14 protein-coding genes are annotated in these 18,138 nt (G+C 69.6%); 7 read left to right on the forward strand and 7 right to left on the reverse strand.

The annotated features are described in order from the left end of the window. Positions 1–716: glycosyl hydrolase family 28-related protein (locus tag VFB40_RS05415; RefSeq protein WP_324848175.1), on the reverse strand; the 716-nt coding region annotated here is incomplete at its 3' end. Between the two features lie 382 nt (positions 717–1,098). Here VFB40_RS05415 and VFB40_RS05420 point away from each other — a divergent pair. The 5 genes from VFB40_RS05420 (at position 1,099) to VFB40_RS05440 (ending at position 8,251) form a co-directional block, all read left to right on the forward strand. Continuing rightward, complete coding sequence (locus VFB40_RS05420) at positions 1,099–2,556, forward strand: glycoside hydrolase family 28 protein (RefSeq protein ID WP_324848176.1); 1,458 nt, start codon at positions 1,099–1,101, stop codon at positions 2,554–2,556. Beyond that, positions 2,553–3,797 (forward strand): glycoside hydrolase family 27 protein, encoded by a 1,245-nt coding sequence (locus VFB40_RS05425; RefSeq protein ID WP_324848177.1) that lies wholly within the window; start codon positions 2,553–2,555, stop codon positions 3,795–3,797. The genes VFB40_RS05420 and VFB40_RS05425 overlap by 4 nt, the downstream gene beginning before the upstream one ends. An 11-nt stretch (positions 3,798–3,808) precedes the next feature. Then, positions 3,809–5,788 (forward strand): right-handed parallel beta-helix repeat-containing protein, encoded by a 1,980-nt coding sequence (locus VFB40_RS05430; RefSeq protein ID WP_324848178.1) that lies wholly within the window; start codon positions 3,809–3,811, stop codon positions 5,786–5,788. Between the two features lie 163 nt (positions 5,789–5,951). After that, positions 5,952–7,319 carry a glycoside hydrolase family 27 protein gene (locus VFB40_RS05435; protein ID WP_324848179.1) on the forward strand — a complete coding sequence of 456 codons (1,368 nt, stop codon included), beginning with the start codon at positions 5,952–5,954 and terminating at the stop codon, positions 7,317–7,319. A 173-nt stretch (positions 7,320–7,492) separates the two neighbouring features. Further along, positions 7,493–8,251, forward strand: coding sequence for a 3-keto-alpha-glucoside-1,2-lyase-like domain-containing protein (locus tag VFB40_RS05440; RefSeq protein ID WP_324848180.1), 759 nt, complete (start codon positions 7,493–7,495; stop codon positions 8,249–8,251). Between the two features lie 102 nt (positions 8,252–8,353). Here VFB40_RS05440 and VFB40_RS05445 read toward each other — a convergent pair whose 3' ends face one another. After that, complete coding sequence (locus tag VFB40_RS05445) at positions 8,354–9,778, reverse strand: BamB-related PQQ repeat family beta-propellar protein (protein ID WP_324848181.1); 1,425 nt, start codon at positions 9,776–9,778, stop codon at positions 8,354–8,356. A 305-nt stretch (positions 9,779–10,083) separates the two neighbouring features. Beyond that, positions 10,084–11,328: a glycoside hydrolase family 88/105 protein gene (locus VFB40_RS05450; protein ID WP_324848182.1), complete on the reverse strand. Its 1,245-nt coding sequence runs from the start codon at positions 11,326–11,328 to the stop codon at positions 10,084–10,086. A gap of 304 nt (positions 11,329–11,632) precedes the next feature. Between VFB40_RS05450 and VFB40_RS05455 the strand changes: the two genes are divergently transcribed. Both VFB40_RS05455 and VFB40_RS05460 read left to right on the forward strand, forming a co-directional pair. Further along, on the forward strand, positions 11,633–13,666 hold the full coding sequence (locus VFB40_RS05455; RefSeq protein WP_324848183.1) for a GTP-binding protein: 2,034 nt from the start codon (positions 11,633–11,635) through the stop codon (positions 13,664–13,666). A gap of 123 nt (positions 13,667–13,789) precedes the next feature. Next, entirely contained in the window at positions 13,790–14,869 is a 1,080-nt protein-coding gene (locus VFB40_RS05460; RefSeq protein WP_324848184.1) for a polysaccharide deacetylase family protein, read from the forward strand. Positions 14,870–14,897: 28 nt separating this feature from the next. Here the strand turns inward: VFB40_RS05460 and VFB40_RS05465 are convergent, their stop codons facing one another. The 4 genes from VFB40_RS05465 to VFB40_RS05480 form a co-directional block, all read right to left on the reverse strand. Continuing rightward, positions 14,898–15,263, reverse strand: coding sequence for a hypothetical protein (locus VFB40_RS05465; protein ID WP_324848185.1), 366 nt, complete (start codon positions 15,261–15,263; stop codon positions 14,898–14,900). A gap of 40 nt (positions 15,264–15,303) precedes the next feature. Beyond that, positions 15,304–15,741 (reverse strand): GNAT family N-acetyltransferase, encoded by a 438-nt coding sequence (locus tag VFB40_RS05470; RefSeq protein WP_324848186.1) that lies wholly within the window; start codon positions 15,739–15,741, stop codon positions 15,304–15,306. 229 nt (positions 15,742–15,970) lie between these two features. After that, on the reverse strand, positions 15,971–16,324 hold the full coding sequence (locus VFB40_RS05475) for a cupin domain-containing protein (protein ID WP_324848187.1): 354 nt from the start codon (positions 16,322–16,324) through the stop codon (positions 15,971–15,973). A 39-nt stretch (positions 16,325–16,363) separates the two neighbouring features. Continuing rightward, on the reverse strand, positions 16,364–18,138 hold a 1,775-nt coding region (locus tag VFB40_RS05480), incomplete at its 5' end, for a chloride channel protein (protein ID WP_324848188.1).

The raw sequence follows: 18,138 nt of genomic DNA on the forward strand, positions 1-18,138 counted from the left end.
AAGTCGCTCTTGAACACCAGCGCGTCGTCGCTGGAGGCGATGTTGCTGTTGGTGACCGTGAAGTTGGCCGTGTTGATGACGTTGAAGCCGTCCCGGTCGGAGGCGGTGGAGATGGTCAGGTGGTCGACCGTCACGTGGTTGCCGCCGTTGAGCAGGATGCCGAAGTGGCCGCCGTTCTTGATGGTGATCCCGGAGAAGGTCAGCCCGTCGACGACCGCGAGCGAGACCGCCTTGTCGGCCTGGCCCGAGCTGATGCTGCCGGTCTTGAGGTTGCCCGCGCCGTCGATCGTGCCGGAGCCGGTGAACGCGACGTTGGTCAGGTTCTCGCCCCAGATCAGGGCGTCGTGGAAGTGGCTGTGGCCGAAGTCCTGGTACTGCGAGAAGGAGTTCGGCTCGGCGGCGTCGAAGCCGCTGGAGGCCGCGGTGATGGTGGCGCCGGCGTCCAGCTGGAGGTCGACGTTGCTGCGCAGGTGGATGGACACCGACTTGTACTTGCCCGCAGGGAACTCGACGGTCCCGCCGCCGCTCGCGGCGCTCGCCGCGGCGATGGCCTTGTTGATGGCCGCGGTGTCGATGGTCGAGCCGTTGCCGGTGGCGCCGTAGGACTTGACGTTGAAGACCTGGGCTGCGGCCGGGTGTCCGACGGCGAGCGCCGTGGTGGCCGAGGCGGCGAGCAGCCCGCCGGCCGCGGAAAGCGCGATGAGTGTGCGTTTCACGGTTTTTGTTCATTCCCCTCGGTGGACGGACGCGCCGGTGAAAAGGTTTGCTGTCATGCCGGGTTGGTGTATCCCCGCGGCCGGATGACGTCAAAGAGTGTTGATTCACCAGGCCGGACCGCAAATGCCGATTGTCGCTCTGAGCTGCGGCGTAAAGGTCTCTGACTAGGCAGCTGTTGTAACGGACTGAAACATCCGATGAATCGTTGACCCGCTGCGGGCAGAGGTGTAGACCTCTCATCCGAGTGCCGAAATCCGCCCGTAACGCCACAGCAGGGTCCTTCGACACGGCCTCACCGCCCCCAGCACGCCCCTGGAGCAGGTCGGCGCCGCCGCTCCCGGTCGGTCCACTCTTCTTTCCCAAGCCCTCCCGGAGGACTTCATGAGCAGTACCCCCGACCGCCGCGACGACGTCGCCAGGCCGGCCGTCAGTCGCCGTGGCCTGCTGGCCGCCGGAGCGGCCGTGCTCGGCGCCGCGGCCGCCGTCCCCCTGCTCGACGCGACCGGCGCGCAGGCGGCGCCGGCTCCCCGGCGGCTGCTGGCGGGCTCCGTCACGCGGGTGCGCACCTCGGCGATCCCGGTGCTGCCCTGGCCGGCGGCCAACACCATCGTGGCGGACACGAAGCTGCCCGCCTTCCCGTCCGCCACCTTCCCGGTCGCCTCGTACGGCGCCGTCGCCGACGGCAAGACCGACAACACCGCCGCGTTCGCCAAGGCCATCGCCGCGTGCAACGCCGCGGGCGGCGGGCATGTCACGGTGCCGGCGGGGACGTACGTGACCGGTGCGATCCACTTGCTCAGCAACGTGGATCTGCACCTGGCCAGCGGTGCGACGCTCAAGTTCAGCGGCGACGCGAGCAAGTACCCGCTCGTGCTGACCCGCTACGAGGGCATCGAGTGCATGAACCGCTCACCGATGATCTACGCGCACGGCGCCTCGAACATCGCGCTGACCGGCTCGGGCACCCTCGACGCCTCCGGCACGTCCTCGTGGAACCAGGGTTCCGACCGCGCGTACCTGGAGACGCTGGTCGCCAAGGGCGTGCCCGCCAACCAGCGCGTCGTGCCCGGCTCCGGCCACCAGATGCGCTCGACCTTTGTCGAGCCCTACTCCTGCGACACGGTGCTGATCCAGGGCGTGACGCTGCACAACTCGCGCTTCTGGCAGCTGCACCCGACGCTGTGCACGAACGTGACGGTCGACTCGGTCACCACCTCGGCGACCAACTCGAACACCGACGGCTGCGACCCGGAGTGCTGCGACCACGTGGTGATTCAGAACTGCACGCTGGGCGCCGGAGACGACAACATCGCGATCAAGTCCGGCCGGGACGCCGACGGCCGCAGGATCAACACCCCGTCGCAGAACATCGTCATCGTCGGCTGCCACATGAGCGGCCCGTGGGGCGCGGTGAGCTGCGGCAGCGAGCTGACCGGCGGCATCCGCAACGTGTACGCGTACAAGATCGTGGCGAACCCGACCCGGTACGCACTGTATGTGAAGTCGAATACGCAGCGCGGCGGCTTCGCGACCAACATCAACCTCGACAGCATCACCGCGGGGAACCAGAAGGGCGCGTTCGCCTTCGTCACGATGACCTACAACGGGCAGCACGGCTCGAACAACCCCGACTTCGGCGGCTTCTCGGTCACCAACTCGACGTGCGACAAGGCGCCGTACGCCTTCGACGTCACCGGCCTGAGCGGCGACCCGGTGCACGGTGTGACCGCATCACACTGCACCTTCACCAACATCGCGCACGGCGCGGACGTGATGAGCAACGTCACCGGCGTCTCGTTCAGCAACGTCACCATCAACGGCAAGACGGTGACGAAGTGAAGCGGCCGATCAGGGTGCTGACGGCCTTCGCGCTGGCCGCCGGCGCCGTCACCGCGGCGGCCGTCGCGCAGACCCCCGCCGAGGCGCTGGCCAACGGCCTGGCGCTGACCCCGCCGATGGGCTTCAACGATTGGAACGCGGTCGGTTGCGGCACCAGCGAGGCGTTCATCAAGCAGACCGCGGACTTCTTCCACACCCACAAGCTGTCTGACGGCGGCACCCTGCAGCAGCACGGCTATCAGTACGTCAACATCGATGACTGCTGGGCGCTGTCGAGCCGCGACTCGCACGGCAACCTGGTCCCCGACCCGAAGAAGTTCCCTGACGGCATCTCGGGCACCGCGGCCTACGTGCACTCCCTTGGCCTCAAGCTCGGGCTCTACAACGACTCCGGTCTCAAGACGTGCAGCTCGCACGGCTTCCCCGGCTCGTTCCAGCACGAGGCTCAGGACGCGCTCCAATTCGCGAAGTGGGGCGTGGACTACCTCAAGGACGACAACTGCAACCAGGCCTCCGGACAGGACACCCGCGCCGCCACGATCCAGCGCTACACCGCGATGCGCGACGGCCTGGCCGCCGCCCAGAAGCAGACGGGGCAGGCGATCGTGTTCAGCATCTGCCAGAAGGGCGACAACGGGATCAACACCGAGGACTGGTCGCCGCAGGTGGGCAACCTGTGGCGGACCACCAGCGACGTGCACACGAACTGGACCCGGCTGGATTCGATCATCGACAAGAACATCCCACTGGCCCAGTACGCCGGGCCCGGCGCGTGGAACGACCCGGACATGCTGGAGGTCGGCAACGCCGGGCTGACCGCGACCGAGCAGCGCACCCAGTTCAGCATGTGGTCCGAGATGGCCGCACCGCTGCTGATCGGCACCAAGCTCGCCTCCGCGACGACGCAGACCCTTGACATCCTCGGCAACGCGGAGGTCATCGCGGTCGACCAGGACTCCCTCGGCAAGCAGGGCGTGCAGGTCAGCGACAAGAGCGGGCTGCGGGTGCTGGCCAAGAAGCTGGCGAACGGCGACGTCGCGGTGGCGTTCTTCAACGAGACCGGTGCGACCGCGTCCATTTCCACCACGGCCGGCGCCGTCGGAGTCGGCGGCGCCGCGAGCTACGCGCTGCGGGACCTGTGGGCGCATAAGACCACGAATACGACTGGTTCGTCGTGGACTGAGAGCGTTCCCTCGCACGGCACGGTGCTGCTGCGCATTCATCCGACCACCGCGAAGTGAAGGGATCGGCCATGATCAGCAGAAGAAGTACCTGGCTGGCCGCCGCGGCGGTCGGCGTCTCCACGGCGCTCACGGGGCTGGCCGCGCACGGAGCCGCGGCCGCGAGCCCCGTCAGCTTCTACGTCTCCCCCACGGGCAGCGACAGCAATTCGGGCACCAGCGCGTCGAGTCCGTTCGGCACGCTCGCTCACGCGCAGTCGGCCGTGCGCTCAGCGCTGGCGGCCGGTTCCGGTCCGATCACGGTCAACCTGGCCGGCGGTGACTTCCGACTCAGCAGCCCGCTGACGTTCACCGCGGCCGACTCCGGCAGCTCGGGCGCCGACGTCACCTGGCAGGCCGAAGCCGGGGCGTCCCCGGTCGTCAGCGGCGGCGTGCAGGTCACCGGCTGGCAGCAGACCGACCCGACCAAGAACATCTGGTCCGCGCCGGTCTCCTCCTCCCTCAACACGCGGCAGCTGTACATCAACGGCACGCGCGTGCCGCGGGCCAGCGGCAGCCTGCCAGTGTCGGTGAAGCAGACCTCGACCGGCTACACCACCTCGTCCGGCGACCCGATGGCGAAGTGGCGCAATCCGTCAGCTATCGAATTCGTGTACCGCGGCGGCCTGGGCGCGTGGACCGAACCGCGCTGCCCGGTCTCCTCGATCAGCTCGACGACCATCACGATGGCGCAGCCCTGCTGGAACAACTCGACCCAGCGGGTGATGCGGACCGACGGCTCCGGCCGCACCTACGAGCTGGTCGGCCGCAAGTCGATCACCGAGTCGCCGACCTCCGTGGAGAATGCCTACGAACTGCTCACCGCAGGGCACTGGTACCTCGACCCGTCCGCGCACCGGATCTACTACATTCCGCGCAGCGGCGAGACGATCGGCGGCGAGGACGTCGAAGCGGCCGCGCTGCCGACGCTGATCTCGGCAATCGGAACAGCCAGTTCACCCGTACACAACCTGGTCTTCCGCGGGATCCAGTTCTCGTACGCGACCGACACCCAGACCAGCGGCCCCGAGGGCTTCTCGGAGATTCAGGCTACGTACACGATCACCGGCACGCACGGCTATGCGACGCAGGGCCTGTGCACCTTCGTGTCCGGCGGCACCTGCCCATACGGCAACTGGACCAAGATGCCCGGCAACGTCTCGCTGGCCTACGACCACGACGTCACCTTCGACCACGACTACTTCGTGCACCTCGGCGCGGCCGGGCTCGACCTGGGCGACGGCTCGCAGAACGACACGGTCGAAGGGTCCGTATTCACCGACATCTCGGGCAACGGCCTGGACCTGGCGGGCGTGGACATCACCGAGCCGGCCAACGCGGCGCAGCACACCAGCGGCAACGCCATCGCGGACAACCACTTCTACAACACCTCGGTGGAGTACCACGGCGGCGTCGCGATCGACATCGGCTACGCCGAGACGACCACGGTCGCGCACAACCAGCTCGACCACCTGCCGTACACCGGGATCTCGGTGGGCTGGGGCGGCTGGCCGGACAAGGTGAAGCTGCCGGCCGAGCCGAACTACTCCAACCACAACCTGTTCTCGGACAACCTGATCTACAACCACATGTCAGTGCTCGCCGACGGCGGCGCGATCTACACCAACGGCATCACCGGCAGCTCGCTGGCCAACGGCGAGCACATCACCGGGACGCTGGTGCACGACCAGATCGCCACCGCCGGACACGGCCTGTACACAGACAACGGGTCGAGCTACATCACGATCACCGGCAACGGCGAGTACAACATCGCCGCGACCGTCTGGGGCAGCAAGCACACCAACTACACGCTGAACAACGGCACCTACGACCCGCTGGACATCGAGGGCAACTACTGGACCAACGGCCCGGCGGACTACAACGCGAAGGCCGTGCTGATCAAGAACAACACCAACATCACCAGCGCGAGCCAGATCCCGGCGAGCATCACGGACAACGCAGGGCTCGAATCCGGCTTCAAGTCGATCCTGAACTGGCAGCCGGCCCGCTGACCGGCGTCCGCGGCGAAGCACGCAGCAGCCGGCCGGGGCGTCCGCGAAGTCACCGCATCGCGAGCGCCCCGGCCGTCCGTGTCCCTCGTCCCGGCCACAACGTTCCGCTCCCCCGCCCGCGGCCGAGGCATGTCCTCGCGCGAAAAACCCGGAAGGAGATCGCGTGCGCACGCGATCCGGAAAGACCACCACCCTGGTGGCCCTGGCGCTCACCGCGTCCGCAGCCGCCTTCGCGTTCGGCGCCCTGAACGCGACCAGCGCCCAAGCGGAGAGCAACGGCGTGGGTGCCACGCCCGCGCTGGGCTGGAGCAGCTGGAGCTTCATCCGGCACGATCCGACCGCCGCGAAGATCGACGCCCAGGCGGATGCGATGAAGAGCAGCGGCCTGGCGTCGGTGGGGTACCAGTACGTCAATGTCGACGACTTCTGGTACCAGTGTCCCGGCAATCAGGGCCCGAACGTGGACGCGAACGGCCGCTGGGTCACCGACGCCACGAAGTTCCCGCCCAGCGGCTCGACCAACGGCATCCAGGTCGTCGCCAACCACGTGCACGCCGACGGGCTCAAGTTCGGCCTCTACGTCACTCCTGGCGTTTCGCATCAGGCCGTGGTGGCGAACAGCCACATCCTGGGCACCACGTACCGCATCGACGACATCGCGACCACGACCGGCGAGAAGAACTACAACTGCAAGGGCATGGTAGGGATCGACTACACCAAGCCCGGCGCACAAGAGTTCATCAACTCGTGGGCGGATGAGTTCGCCTCCTGGGGCGTGGACTACGTCAAGATCGACGGCGTCGGCACGAGCGACATCGCCGACGTCAAGGCGTGGTCTGCGGCGCTGCGGCAGACCGGTCGGCCGATCCACCTGGAGCTGTCCAACAACCTGGCCATCTCCGCCGCGGCCACCTGGAAGCAGTACTCGAACGGCTGGCGCACCGGCGGCGACATCGAGTGCTACCACTGCGAAAGCGGCGGCAGCAGCTACCCGCTGACCAGCTGGAACAGCGTGCAGTCCCGATTCGCCCAGGTCGCGAACTGGCAGCCGTACGGCGGCCCCGGCGCATTCAACGACTACGACTCGATCGAGGTCGGCAACGGCGCGAACGACGGACTGACGGCGGCCGAACGCCAATCGCAGCTGAGCCTGTGGGCGATGGCTTCCTCACCGCTGATCCTGGGCACCGACCTGACCCACCTCGACGCGACCGATCTCGGTTTCCTGAAGAACACCCGCGTGCTGGCCGTGGACCAGGACGCGATCGACGCGCGCCGCATCGTCAGCAACAGCAATCAGCAGGTCTATGCGAAGACTGAGAAGAACGGCGACGTCATCGTCGCGCTGTTCAACTACAGCGGCACCGCGAGCCAGAGCGTCAGCGTCAGCCTCGCTTCCGCCGGCCTGAGCGGCAAGGGCACGGCCGTGGACCTGTGGAGCGGCGCCTCGATCGGCACGGTGAGCGGCACCTACAGCGTGCATCTCGGTGCCGGAGCGGTGCGGTTGCTGCGGATCACTCCGCAGTCGTAAGGCCGACCAGCCGTCGGGCCGACGCGAGCACCGTCCGCACCCGAGCCGCGCCGGGTGCGGACGGATCGAGAACACCCGGAGGGCGCGTGTACGCCTCGCCTCTGGTACCGCCCGACACCGGACAGACGGACAAGACAAAACAGATAAGACAGATAAGACAGACAGGAGTATCGATGCGCCGACCACTTCGCACACTGGCCACCGCGGCCGTGGCCTTCGCCGCCGCCCTGGCCGCCCCGGCCGCCACCGCGGTCGCGGCCCCCGCACCCGCGTCCGTCCCCGCGCCGGCCGCGCAAGCCAAGCCGCCGGCTTCGAACCCGTACGGGGACCCGAACCTGGTCTCCATGTTCGACGGCAAGACGCTCACCGGCTGGACCCAGGCCGCGGCCGGGGAATGGTCCGTGGTCAACGGCGCCATCCACGGCAACGGCACGGCCCGCGGCTGGATCTACTACAACGTCCAGCAGGCCGGCACGTTCCGCTGGATCTTCGACGTGCGCCAGGTCAGCGGCAACCACGCACCCACGGTGCTGATCTGGGGCACCACGACGCCGCTGCGCGACGCGCTGAGCGCGATCCAGTTCCAGCCGCCCAACGGCGGGCACTGGGACTACCGGCCCGGGCACAACAACGGCGGGAAGGGCGAGTTCACCCAGCTGCCGCACACCAAGATCCCGGTGAACAACTGGGCGCAGTGCGAGCTCATCGCGGACCAGAAGACCGGGATCGCGCGGATGGCCTGCTGCCCGCTCGCCCCGGGCGCGGCGACCTGCAAGGCGACCGAGGTGCTCGACTTCAAGGACCCGACCGCGGGACGGGTCGGACCGCTCGCGATCCAGGTGCACAACAAGGGCATCCACGACGAGTACAAGAGCCTTTACATCGAATCCCCGGTCGTGGACAGTCCCGGATCCTTCATCACCACGAAGTAGCCCACACCCCGCGAGAGTAAGAGTTCTGCGAACTCAGGAGATACTGCGGGTCCTGCTCTCCACGGAGAGCAGGACCCGCTTCGTCCTGCCGTCAGGCGCGGATCAGTGGTGCTTGCCGCCGGCCGGGGCGAGCGCCGTGAGCGAGCCGTCCATGCCGGGAGCGAGCAGATGCCCTTCCGCGATCGACGGGCCGCCCCAGTACAGCGCGCCTGAAGGGTTGCGGTATGCGAACAGCTGCTTGCCCGTTGACGCGTCGAGCACGAGCACGGAGGGGCCCGCCGGCACCGCGAGCAGGCCGTGCGCGCCGGCCAACGCGCCGAGCACATGACCGGTCGTGGCGCAGAACTCCCACTTGGAGGCGCCGGTCGCCGGGTTCAGGGCCCGCACTCCGCCGGCGCAGCTCTTGCCGCCGATGGTGGTCGTGCCGCCGGCGACGTACAGCGTGGAGCCGTCCCAGACCGCGGGCGAGAGCGTGCCCTGACCGCCCTGCGGGTCGTCGCCGCTCGCCGCCACCTGACGCTGCCAGACCGGCCCGGCGGCGATGTTCGCGCGGTCCCAGGCATAGAAGATGCCGTTCTTGTTGCCGAGCCCGACCATCTGCCGCGTCGCTCCGTTGACCGTCGCGGTGAACAGGGTCGGCACCGAGCCGAAATCGCCGTCGGACAGCAGCTGCGCCTTGGGCACGGTCCAGTGCGCGACCACGGACAGGTTCGAGGTGCGCAGCTCCAGCAGCGAGAACGCGTAGCTCTTGCCTCCGCCGCTCGGACCGCCTACGGGCACGTACATGTCGCCGGTGGCCGTATCGACGCTCGGCGTGCCGAACACGCCGCCGCCGACGTTGATGTTCGCCTGCAACGCCCCGGTCGTCGCGTTGAGCTTGTATACGTGCGCTGCGATCACCGGCTGGTCGGCCTGCGACGAGGTCGAGACGAACACGCTGCCGCCGAAGACCTTCACCGAGCTCCACGCGAAGGCGTCCCCGCCGACCGCGACGATGTTGGTGCGCCAGATGATCGCGCCGGTGGACGCGTTGACGGCGAACGCCGAGACGTGCCCGCCGCCGGTCGCGTCGTTGCCGCCGTCGAAGACCCACAGCACCGGGGTGGAGCCGATCGTGCCGTACGCCGGGGTCGAGGCCATGCCGGCGACCTTCGGGTTGCACTTGCCGCACGTGGTCGCGCCCAACGCCCGCGTCCACAGGCTGGAGCCGTTGGCCAGCGACGTGGCATGCAGGTTGCCGTCCCAGGAGCCCCAGTACACGACGCCGCCGACGACCAGCGGCTGCGCGCTGGCGGACCGGCCGCCGTGCGCGGTCCAGCTCACGGCGAGCGAGCCGGCGTTGCCGGTGGTGAGCGCGGATTCGCCCGAGTTGAATCCGGCGCCGCCGCTGTCGGCCTGGTACTGGGTCCAGTCGGAGGACCCGGCCGCGGCGATGGCGCTCCGCCCGGTGGCGGCCAAGGCGCCGCCGGCCAGCGCCGCGGTCACGAGGGCGGCCGAGGCGGGTTTTCTCCAGCCTGAGATGTTCACGGAAGTTGCCTCCAAGTGCGCGAGAGGAGAAAGGAGAGGTGCCGTGGAATTTCGGTGGGCGCCGCACCGAAGCGGATGGCCGGTCGGTGACCGGCGGTAGACAGGGCAGGGGAATGGTGCGAACGGCGACCTATACGGGTCCTGATCGCAACGCCGGGCACGCCGCGTGCGTGCGGCCGCGGGCCGGGTCCGTCAGCGAGACCGGCCCGGGTCCGCCGCCGACCCTCAACGGCGGCGGACCCGGGCTGCGGTCCGGATCGGCGCGCGCTCGCCGATCCCCGCTCGCCGGCTGATCCCTTCCCGACTCAGCCGGCTCGGTTGCCCTGCATCCATTCATTCATGATCAGGAACGCGCCGAGACCGTGGAAGTCGTCGGTCGCCCGCGGCCGGCCCAGGTAGTAGGACAGGTCGCCGACGTTCGTTCCGATGCAGATGTTCTTGATGTGCGTCGCCCCAGCGGAGTCGGTGGAGACCTCAGCCAGCACGCCCTGGTATCCCTTCGTCGCGATCGACTGGTCCGCTGTGGGCACATAGCCGAGCGCCACCGACTTGGCGACGATGAACGTGTACATCGCGGAGCACGAGGTCTCGGTCCAGTCCGAGGACAGGCCGCCCTTGTCCACGACCTGGAACCAGCGTCCTGTCGCCGGGTCCTGATATGTGCCGATCGCCGAAACCAGCTTCTGCACGGTGCTCAGGATGGTCGCCCGGTGCGGGTCGCTCTTCGGCAGCGCGTCGAGCGTGGCGAGCGAGGCCATACCGTACCAGCCGATCGCGCGGCACCAGAACTGTGAGGAGTGGTGCGTGGCCGGGTCTGCCCAGCTGATCGGGTCGAGCGAGTAGGCGTGGTAGAGCAGGCCGGTCGGGCTTTCCAGGTGGCTGCCGTAGACCGTGATCTGCTTGCCGGCCTCGGCGTCGGCGTATGCGGCGTCGTTGTAAGCGGCGCCGTAGCGCAACAGGAAGGGCACGACCATGTACGTCCCGTCCAGCCACAGCTGGTTGGTCTTGGAGGTCGCGTGCCAGAAGCCGCCGTCCGGCGTGCGCGGGTAGGTGTTCAGCCGCGTGCGGATCTGCGCGGCCGCGGTGGCGTACTTGGCCTGGCCGGTCTGCTGGTTCAGCAGGATGAGCAGGTTGCCCGCCTGCATGCTGTCGAGGTTGTTGAAGCTGTTGGACAGATGCCCGGACGAGCTGACGAAGTGGTCGACCCAGCCCTTGATGTAGTTCAGGTACTTGGCGTCGTGCGTCCGCTGATATACGAGGTCTGTCCCGTAGAGGAAGAGGCCGACCTGGTAGCCCCAGCCGCCCAGCTTGGTCGGGTCGGGGACGCGCTTCATCGTCGAGTCGATCACGGCGCGGGACAGGTCAGTCGGCGCGGCGGCCCCAGCTGCCGCGGCGGGCGCGGCAGGAACGCCGGCCGCAGCGGCAGATTGCGCTCGAACCGTGGCGGCGGAGCTCGTCCCGGCGGCGAGGCCCACTCCCAGCACGCCGCTGAGCGCGGCCGCGAGGGTCGCGGTGAGGCGGAGCCGGAAACGAGATGGTCGGCGAATCATGGGATGCCTCCGAGGCGGCGGCAGGGGCGGCAGTCGGACCGCGCACCGTGTGGTGGGTAAGCCAGGGCACTCGACTCAGAGGTCTACACCAGTGCGGATAGCCGGTCAATGAATGGTCCGATGTTTCATTGCGTTTTCAGGCCGCAAACGCTTCCGGCGCCCGGTAAATCATTTGCCCCGGTCCGCGCCGGATTGCTGTAATCGCCGCGAAAGTATTCCCGAGACCAGGAGAAAACGCGCATGCGCGCTGCGTCCATGTCCCCCCGGAAGAGCTCCTCCTTCTACGTCAAGGACATGACGCTTCGTGAGTACGTTGAACCTCGGGATTCTGGCGCATGTCGACGCCGGTAAGACCAGCCTGACCGAGCGGCTGCTGCACGCCGCCGGAGTCATCGACCAGCCGGGCAGCGTCGACGACGGCAACACCCGCACCGACACGCTCGAGCTCGAGCGGCGGCGCGGCATCACCATCAAGTCCGCCGTGGTCTCCTTCGACCTCGGCGGCGTCACCGTCAACCTGATAGACACTCCCGGCCACCCTGATTTCATCGCCGAGGTGGAGCGGGTACTCGGCGTGCTCGACGGCGCGGTGCTCGTCATCTCGGCGGTCGAGGGCGTGCAGGCACAGACCAGGGTGCTGATGCGGGCATTGCGGCGGCTGGACATCCCGACGCTGATCTTCGTCAACAAGATCGACCGCCGCGGCGCGGACCGCGAGCGGACGCTGCGCGGCATCCGGGAGAAGCTGACCCGCGCGATCGTGCCGATGGGCGCGGTACACAAGGCGGGCACGGCCGAGGCCGCCTTCACACCCTTCGCCGCGCACGACGCCGGCTTCGCCTCGGCGGCGATCGACGTGCTCGCAGACCACGATGACGCCTTTCTCGCCGACTACCTGGAGGACGAGCACGCGGCCTCGCCCAAGCGGCTGCGCCTCGGGCTCGCGGAGCTGACCGGCAGGTCTCTCGCGCATCCGGTCTTCTTCGGGTCCGCGATCACCGGCGCGGGCGTCGCGGAGCTGACGGATGGAATCAGGGAGCTGCTTCCCACGACGGCGGAGCATGCGTACCAGACGGCCGACGCCGCCGAACCGCAGGACGCGCCGGCCGATCCGGCCCGCGGCACCGTCTTCAAGGTCGAGCGCGGCCCGGCCGGCGAGAAGATCGCGTATCTGCGGATGTTCTCCGGAGCCGTGCACACCCGCGACCGGCTGACCCTGCATCGCGCCGGAACGCGGCACGAGGGCAAGGTCACCGCGATCAGCGTGTTCGAGCGCGGCGCGGATGTGCGTCGCGAGGCGGTGACCGCCGGGCACATCGGCAAGGTCTGGGGCCTGGCCGACGTCCGGATCGGCGACGTGGTGGGCGAACCGGACACGCCGAGGCGTGCGCATCACTTCTCCCCGCCGACCCTGGAGACCGTGGTCGTACCGAGCCGACGCGCCGAGAAGGGCGCCCTGCACGCGGCCCTGGCCCAGCTCGCCGAGCAGGACCCGCTGATCGACCTGCGGCAGGACGACGTGCGGCAGGAGCTGTACCTCTCGCTCTACGGCGAGGTGCAGAAGGAGGTCATCGAGGCGACGCTGGCCGAGGAGTACGGACTCGAAGTCGGCTTCCGGGAGAGTACGACCATTCACATCGAGCGCCCGGCCGGCACCGGCGCGGCGCTCGAAGCGATCAAGAAGGGCGACAATCCGTTCCTCGCCACGGTCGGCCTGCGCGTCGAGCCCGGCGCGATCGGCAGCGGCGTGCAGTTTCGGCTCGGCGTCGAGCTGGGTTCGATGCCGTACGCGTTCTTCAAGGCGGTCGAGGACACCGTGCACGAGACGCTGCGCCAAGGCCTGCACGGCTGGCAGGTCACCGACTGCGTCGTGACCATGACGCACTCGGGCTACTGGCCGAGGCAGAGCCACGCGCACCAGCGCTTCGACAAGTCGATGTCGAGCACCGGCGCGGACTTCCGAGGCGTGACCCCGCTGGTCGTGATCGAGGCGCTGCGCGGGGCCGGAACCAAGGTGTACGAACCCGTACATCGCTTCCGGCTCGACCTGCCGGCGGACTCGCTCGGCCCGATCCTGCCGATCCTCACGGCGCTGCGCGCCGTACCGCAGACCTCGCGGCTGCACGGTTCCGCGTGCGTGGTCGAGGGCGAGGTCCCGGCCGCGCGGGTGAGCGCGCTGGAGCGGCAGCTGCCCGGCCTGACCGGCGGGGAGGGGGTCCTGGAGTACGAATTCGACCACTACGAGGAGGTGCGCGGCGAGATCCCGCGGCGGCCGAGATCCGATCACAATCCGCTGGACCGCAAGGAGTACCTGCTTCACGTCCAGCGGCGGGTCTAGGGAACGAGGAACAAGGGACGAGGAACGAAGCACACCGCGCGGACCCGACACTCGCGCCTGGACACTGGCGATCCGCAGCCCGGACCGCAAGACTGCAACCGGTTCGACGACGAGGAGTGACGCATGCTGTTCGCTGGGGTCGCGTGGTCGGCCGAGGGCTACGAGGTCGGGTTCTCGGACCAGGCCGGGCAGCCGGACCCGCGCGTCCCGGCGCGCCGGTTCGGCGGCGGCGAACTGCCGGACCTGGTCGCGTTCCTGACCCGGATCGCGCGGGCATCCGGACCGCTCGGAATCGTGGTCGAGAGCACGAACGGCGCGGTTGACGGATTCCTGCTCGCCGCCGGGCTCGACGTGTACCGCGCTGATCCGGCACTGCTCGACGAGGCCCGCGCGTCTTCGAGCCCTGACCTCGTTGGGCCGCGCCCGGATTTCGGCTCGGTCCCCGCGCTCGCGCTGGCGCGGGTCGCCGCCGGGCAACTCGACTCGCTCTCGAAGCTGACCACCGAGGACGGCAGCCTCACCGGACGGTACCTGCCGCCGGCGGCCACCTTCGCCCCGCCGGGCACGGAACTGGAAGCGCGCGGCCGGGAGGCCGGCTGCGTCAAACACGGTCCGCGCGAGCGCCCGGCCGTCGCACTCAGCTTCGACGACGGACCGCACCCGGTGTTCACGAACCAGATCCTTGAGATCCTGGCGCGTTACCAGGCCCAGGCGACCTTCTTCCCGATCGGCCTGAGTGCGTCAGGATTCGGAGATCTCCTGGCCAAGGCCGCCGACGCGGGCCACGCGGTCGGCAATCACACGTGGTCGCACCCGTATCTGCCGGATCTGTCGGCCGCCGGGCTGCGCGAGCAGATCGACCGTACGAGCGAGGCGATCGCGAGCGCGGTCGGCACGCGGCCGTCGATGGCGCGTCCGCCGTACGGTTCGCTGACCGCCGAGGTGCTGGAGAAGTGGACCGGGCTCGGCTTCGAGGAGCGGATCGTGCTCTGGGACGTGGACTGCGCGGACTGGGCCCGGCCGGGCGCCGAGGCGATCGCGGACAAGACGCTCAAGGAGATCCAGCCGGGCTCGATCGTGCTGATGCACGACAGCGGCGGCGACCGCTCGCAGACGGTGCAGGCGCTGCCGGCCATCATCGAGGGCTGCCTGGAGCGCGGTTACGGGCTCGCGACCGTGCCCGAGCTGCTGGGGCTGCACTAGGGCCCAGCAGCTCGGGCACGAGAGGTGACTAACGCCGGTCTGCCTCGGTCCGGTCGCCGAGCGTCTCGTCGGTCTCCGGTATCGGGGCGCCCATCGGGTCGGGCGCCACGTTGTCGCGCCCGCCCATGACGTCGGGGATCGGCGCCGCGGACTGGTCGCTGGCCTGGCCGGGGCGCAGGGTCCGCGCCCCCGCGTCCTCGGCTACCGGCTGCGTGTCCGACGGGATGGCGCTGGTGTCGTCCGGGGCGACCCGTCCCGGCGCGTCCAGCGCTTCCGGGTCCATGGTCTGATCGTCCACGGTCCCGCCACGCGGCCCCATCTCGTCTCCGGGCCGCGCGGCGCCGGCCGCGGGCTCGCCAAAGCTGGTCTCTTCGGGATCGGTCTCGTGCCTCATTGGTGCGCCTTCTTCCTTCGTTCAGCCGCCGCGCTGCGCCCTATACCGACCCTCCCCGGCTCACTCCAGCCGCACTAACCCGTGACGGCAGGTTCGAATCGTTCCGGAGCGCCGAAGAGCCCAGGAAGCCGTCCAGTTGGCGTCGAGTGCGCGCGGCCTGCAGCAGCGCGCGGATCGCGGTGCGCTCACCCCAGCGCGGTTCGCGGGCGATGTCCCGGTACGCGGGGTGCAGCTGGGTCCAGCGCCGGGCGAAGGGGCACAGCGCCAGCACCGTGCGGTCGTGGGCGCGGGCGTCGTCGAAGATGTGGCGCATCAGCAGCGAGCCGATGCCCTTGTCGTGGTCCTCCGGCGCGACCCGGACGTAGGGCACCAGCACGGTGTCCCGCACCAGGATCCATTGCGCCGACCCCACAGGCCGGCCGTCCAGGTACGCGGTGTAGCGTTCGCGGCCTTCCTCAGCCTTGATCTCGAGTGTCATGGCCGGGCGCGGGGGCGGCGATGGCCGGGGCGGTCATGCGTCGGGGCCCGCTCCTCCTCTCGCTGTGTTCGGGTTTTGATCAGTGAGCGGGCAGAGCCGCGGCAGCAGACAGGCGGCCTCCCCGCCCTCGTCCGCCGCCGCTTCCTCGCGCGCTTCCAACCGGGCCAGCGCCGCCGGGTCTGTCGGCAGCTGGATGCGCAGGCCGGTGCGGGCGCGATGCACGGTCAGGTTACGCCAGGCCGCCCGGGCCCGCGATGATCGAGCGGCGCGATCCGCGCGGCAGCCAGGTCAGCGCGTGCGTGGCGAGCGCGATCGACTCCTCGCCGGAGCGCAGGATGCCGTTGCCGGCGATCGGGAGCAGCAGCACGTCCACGTCGCGCTCGGTGTGCGCCTCGACGGTGGTTCCCGGGGGGAGCCGGACCAGGTTGGCGTCGAGCTGGCGCCCCGCCTCGGCCAGGCGCCACAGCGCCCCGCGCTGCTCGTCGGCCGCCTGGGCCAGGCACCAGTCGAGATCGGCCAGCAGGCTCGGGCTCGGGTCTGCGGCGCCGTTGCGCTCTTTGGTCTCACTGCCTGCGGTGTTCATGGCTTCCTCGGGTGCTTTTCGGTGGTGCGGGGTCGGTGGTCAGTCGGAGCCGCTGTCCGCGCCGACCGGGACGGCGGCGGACGGCGGACCGGCGGGCGGCCGCCTGCCCTTCACGGCTCGCCGGGCGGGCAGCAGGCGCTCGCGGTGCATTTCCTCGTGCAGGTCGCGCCGCCGGGCGTGCAGCAGCTGATCGAGGGTGATCAGCCCGGCCAGGCGGTGCGGCGCGGCGCGGTGGACCACCAGCGCCTTGGTGACGTTGTGGTGCGCCAGGATGTTGGCGACCTCGCGCAGCGTGTGGTCGGTGTAGACCACGGCTCGGCCGGTCAGCGCCGGGCGGCCGTGCACGTTCGGCGCGTGGTGGCTGTTCGAGCCCTGCGACCCGAAGCCGTCGCGCAGAACCACGCCGTCGCGAACCGCCGTGGGTTCGTGCGGCAGGGTCAGATCCGCGGTCTGCTCCCCGGGATTGCGGGTCATGACCTCGTGCGCGAACAGCGCCTCCAGCGGGTCGGTGGTGTACTCGCGGGTCAGGTGCAGGCCGCGCCGGGCGATCTTCTCGGTGAGCACCGAGCGCTTGAGCAGCAGCGCGGAGAGGGCGTAGGCGCTGACCGAGGCGATCAGCAGGGCCGGCAGGTCGGGCCAGGCGCGGGTGAGCTCCAGCGTGAAGACCACCCCGGTGAGCGGGGAGCGCATGACGCCGCCGACCACGGCGGCCAGTCCCGCCATCGCCCAGAACCCCGGGAAGACCTGCGGCAACACCGTGCCCTCCAGCGCACCGAGCGCTCCGCCGATCATGAACACCGGCGCGAGTACCCCGCCCGAGGTCCCCGAACCCAGCGAGAGCGACCAGATCAGGGTCTTGACGAAGAGGATGCCGAGGACCAGCGAGAGCCCGGCCTGCCCGGTGAGCAGCTGGTCGATGACGTCGTAGCCGACGCCCAGGGCGCGTGGCTCGATCAGACCACCGATTCCGATGATCAGACCGCCGATCGCAGGCCACCACATCCAGTGAAATCGCAGCCGGGAGAAGGCGTCCTCGGCCAGGTACACGAGTCCGGTGGCGCCGACGGCGAGCAGCCCGCCGGTGAGCCCGGGGATGAGCGAGAGCAGTTGCGCACCCGCGCCCGGTCGCACGACGTGCGCGACCGGGAAGATCGCGCCGGTGCCGAGCAGGAAGCCGCGGCAGATGATGGAGACGGACACGGCCGTGCCGACGGGTATCAGGCTGCGCGGACGCCACTCGAACAGCAGCAGCTCGACCGCGAGCAGCACCGAGGCGAGCGGCGCGTTGAAGGTCGCCGCCATGCCGCCGGCCGCGCCGGCCACCAGCAGGGTCTTGCGTTCGTCCGCGGAGAGCTTCAGGCCCTGCGCCAGGATCGAGCCCACCGCGCCGCCGGTCATGATGATCGGGCCCTCGGCGCCGAACGGACCGCCGGTGCCGATGCTGACCGCGGCGGACACCGGCTTGAGCACGGCCACACGCGGCGCGACCCGGCTGCCGCCGATGAGGATGGCCTCAATCGCCTCGGGCATGCCGTGCCCGCGGATCTTCTCCGAGCCGTAGCGGGCCATCAGCCCGACGATCAGACCGCCGCCGACAGGCGCCACGACGACCAGCCAGCCGGGGTGGTGCACGGCGCCGGGCGCGACCAGGCCAGTGGCGACACGCTGGTAGAACACCAGATTGGTGATCAAGCCGATCAGCCGCAGCAACACGAAGGCGGCCACGGCGCTGGCCGCCTCGACCGGCGCCGCCAGCAAGGTGATCAGCAGCACCCGCGGCGTGAGGGTGAAGTCGCCGAGGTGCTGCGGCCGCT

The organism is Actinocrinis sp. (assembly GCF_035650855.1).
In the GTDB taxonomy this organism is placed as follows: Bacteria; Actinomycetota; Actinomycetes; order Streptomycetales; family Catenulisporaceae; genus Actinocrinis.

What these genes read in the sequence shown, in the direction of transcription:
- VFB40_RS05420 (WP_324848176.1), top strand. Translation starts at nt 1,099, where the DNA reads ATGAGCAGTACCCCCGACCGCCGCGACGACGTCGCCAGGCCGGCCGTC.
- VFB40_RS05430 (WP_324848178.1), top strand. Translation starts at nt 3,809, where the DNA reads ATGATCAGCAGAAGAAGTACCTGGCTGGCCGCCGCGGCGGTCGGCGTC.
- VFB40_RS05440 (WP_324848180.1), top strand. Translation starts at nt 7,493, where the DNA reads ATGCGCCGACCACTTCGCACACTGGCCACCGCGGCCGTGGCCTTCGCC.
- VFB40_RS05450 (WP_324848182.1), bottom strand. Translation starts at nt 11,328, where the DNA reads ATGATTCGCCGACCATCTCGTTTCCGGCTCCGCCTCACCGCGACCCTC.
- VFB40_RS05460 (WP_324848184.1), top strand. Translation starts at nt 13,790, where the DNA reads ATGCTGTTCGCTGGGGTCGCGTGGTCGGCCGAGGGCTACGAGGTCGGG.
- VFB40_RS05465 (WP_324848185.1), bottom strand. Translation starts at nt 15,263, where the DNA reads ATGAGGCACGAGACCGATCCCGAAGAGACCAGCTTTGGCGAGCCCGCG.
- VFB40_RS05470 (WP_324848186.1), bottom strand. Translation starts at nt 15,741, where the DNA reads ATGACACTCGAGATCAAGGCTGAGGAAGGCCGCGAACGCTACACCGCG.
- VFB40_RS05475 (WP_324848187.1), bottom strand. Translation starts at nt 16,324, where the DNA reads ATGAACACCGCAGGCAGTGAGACCAAAGAGCGCAACGGCGCCGCAGAC.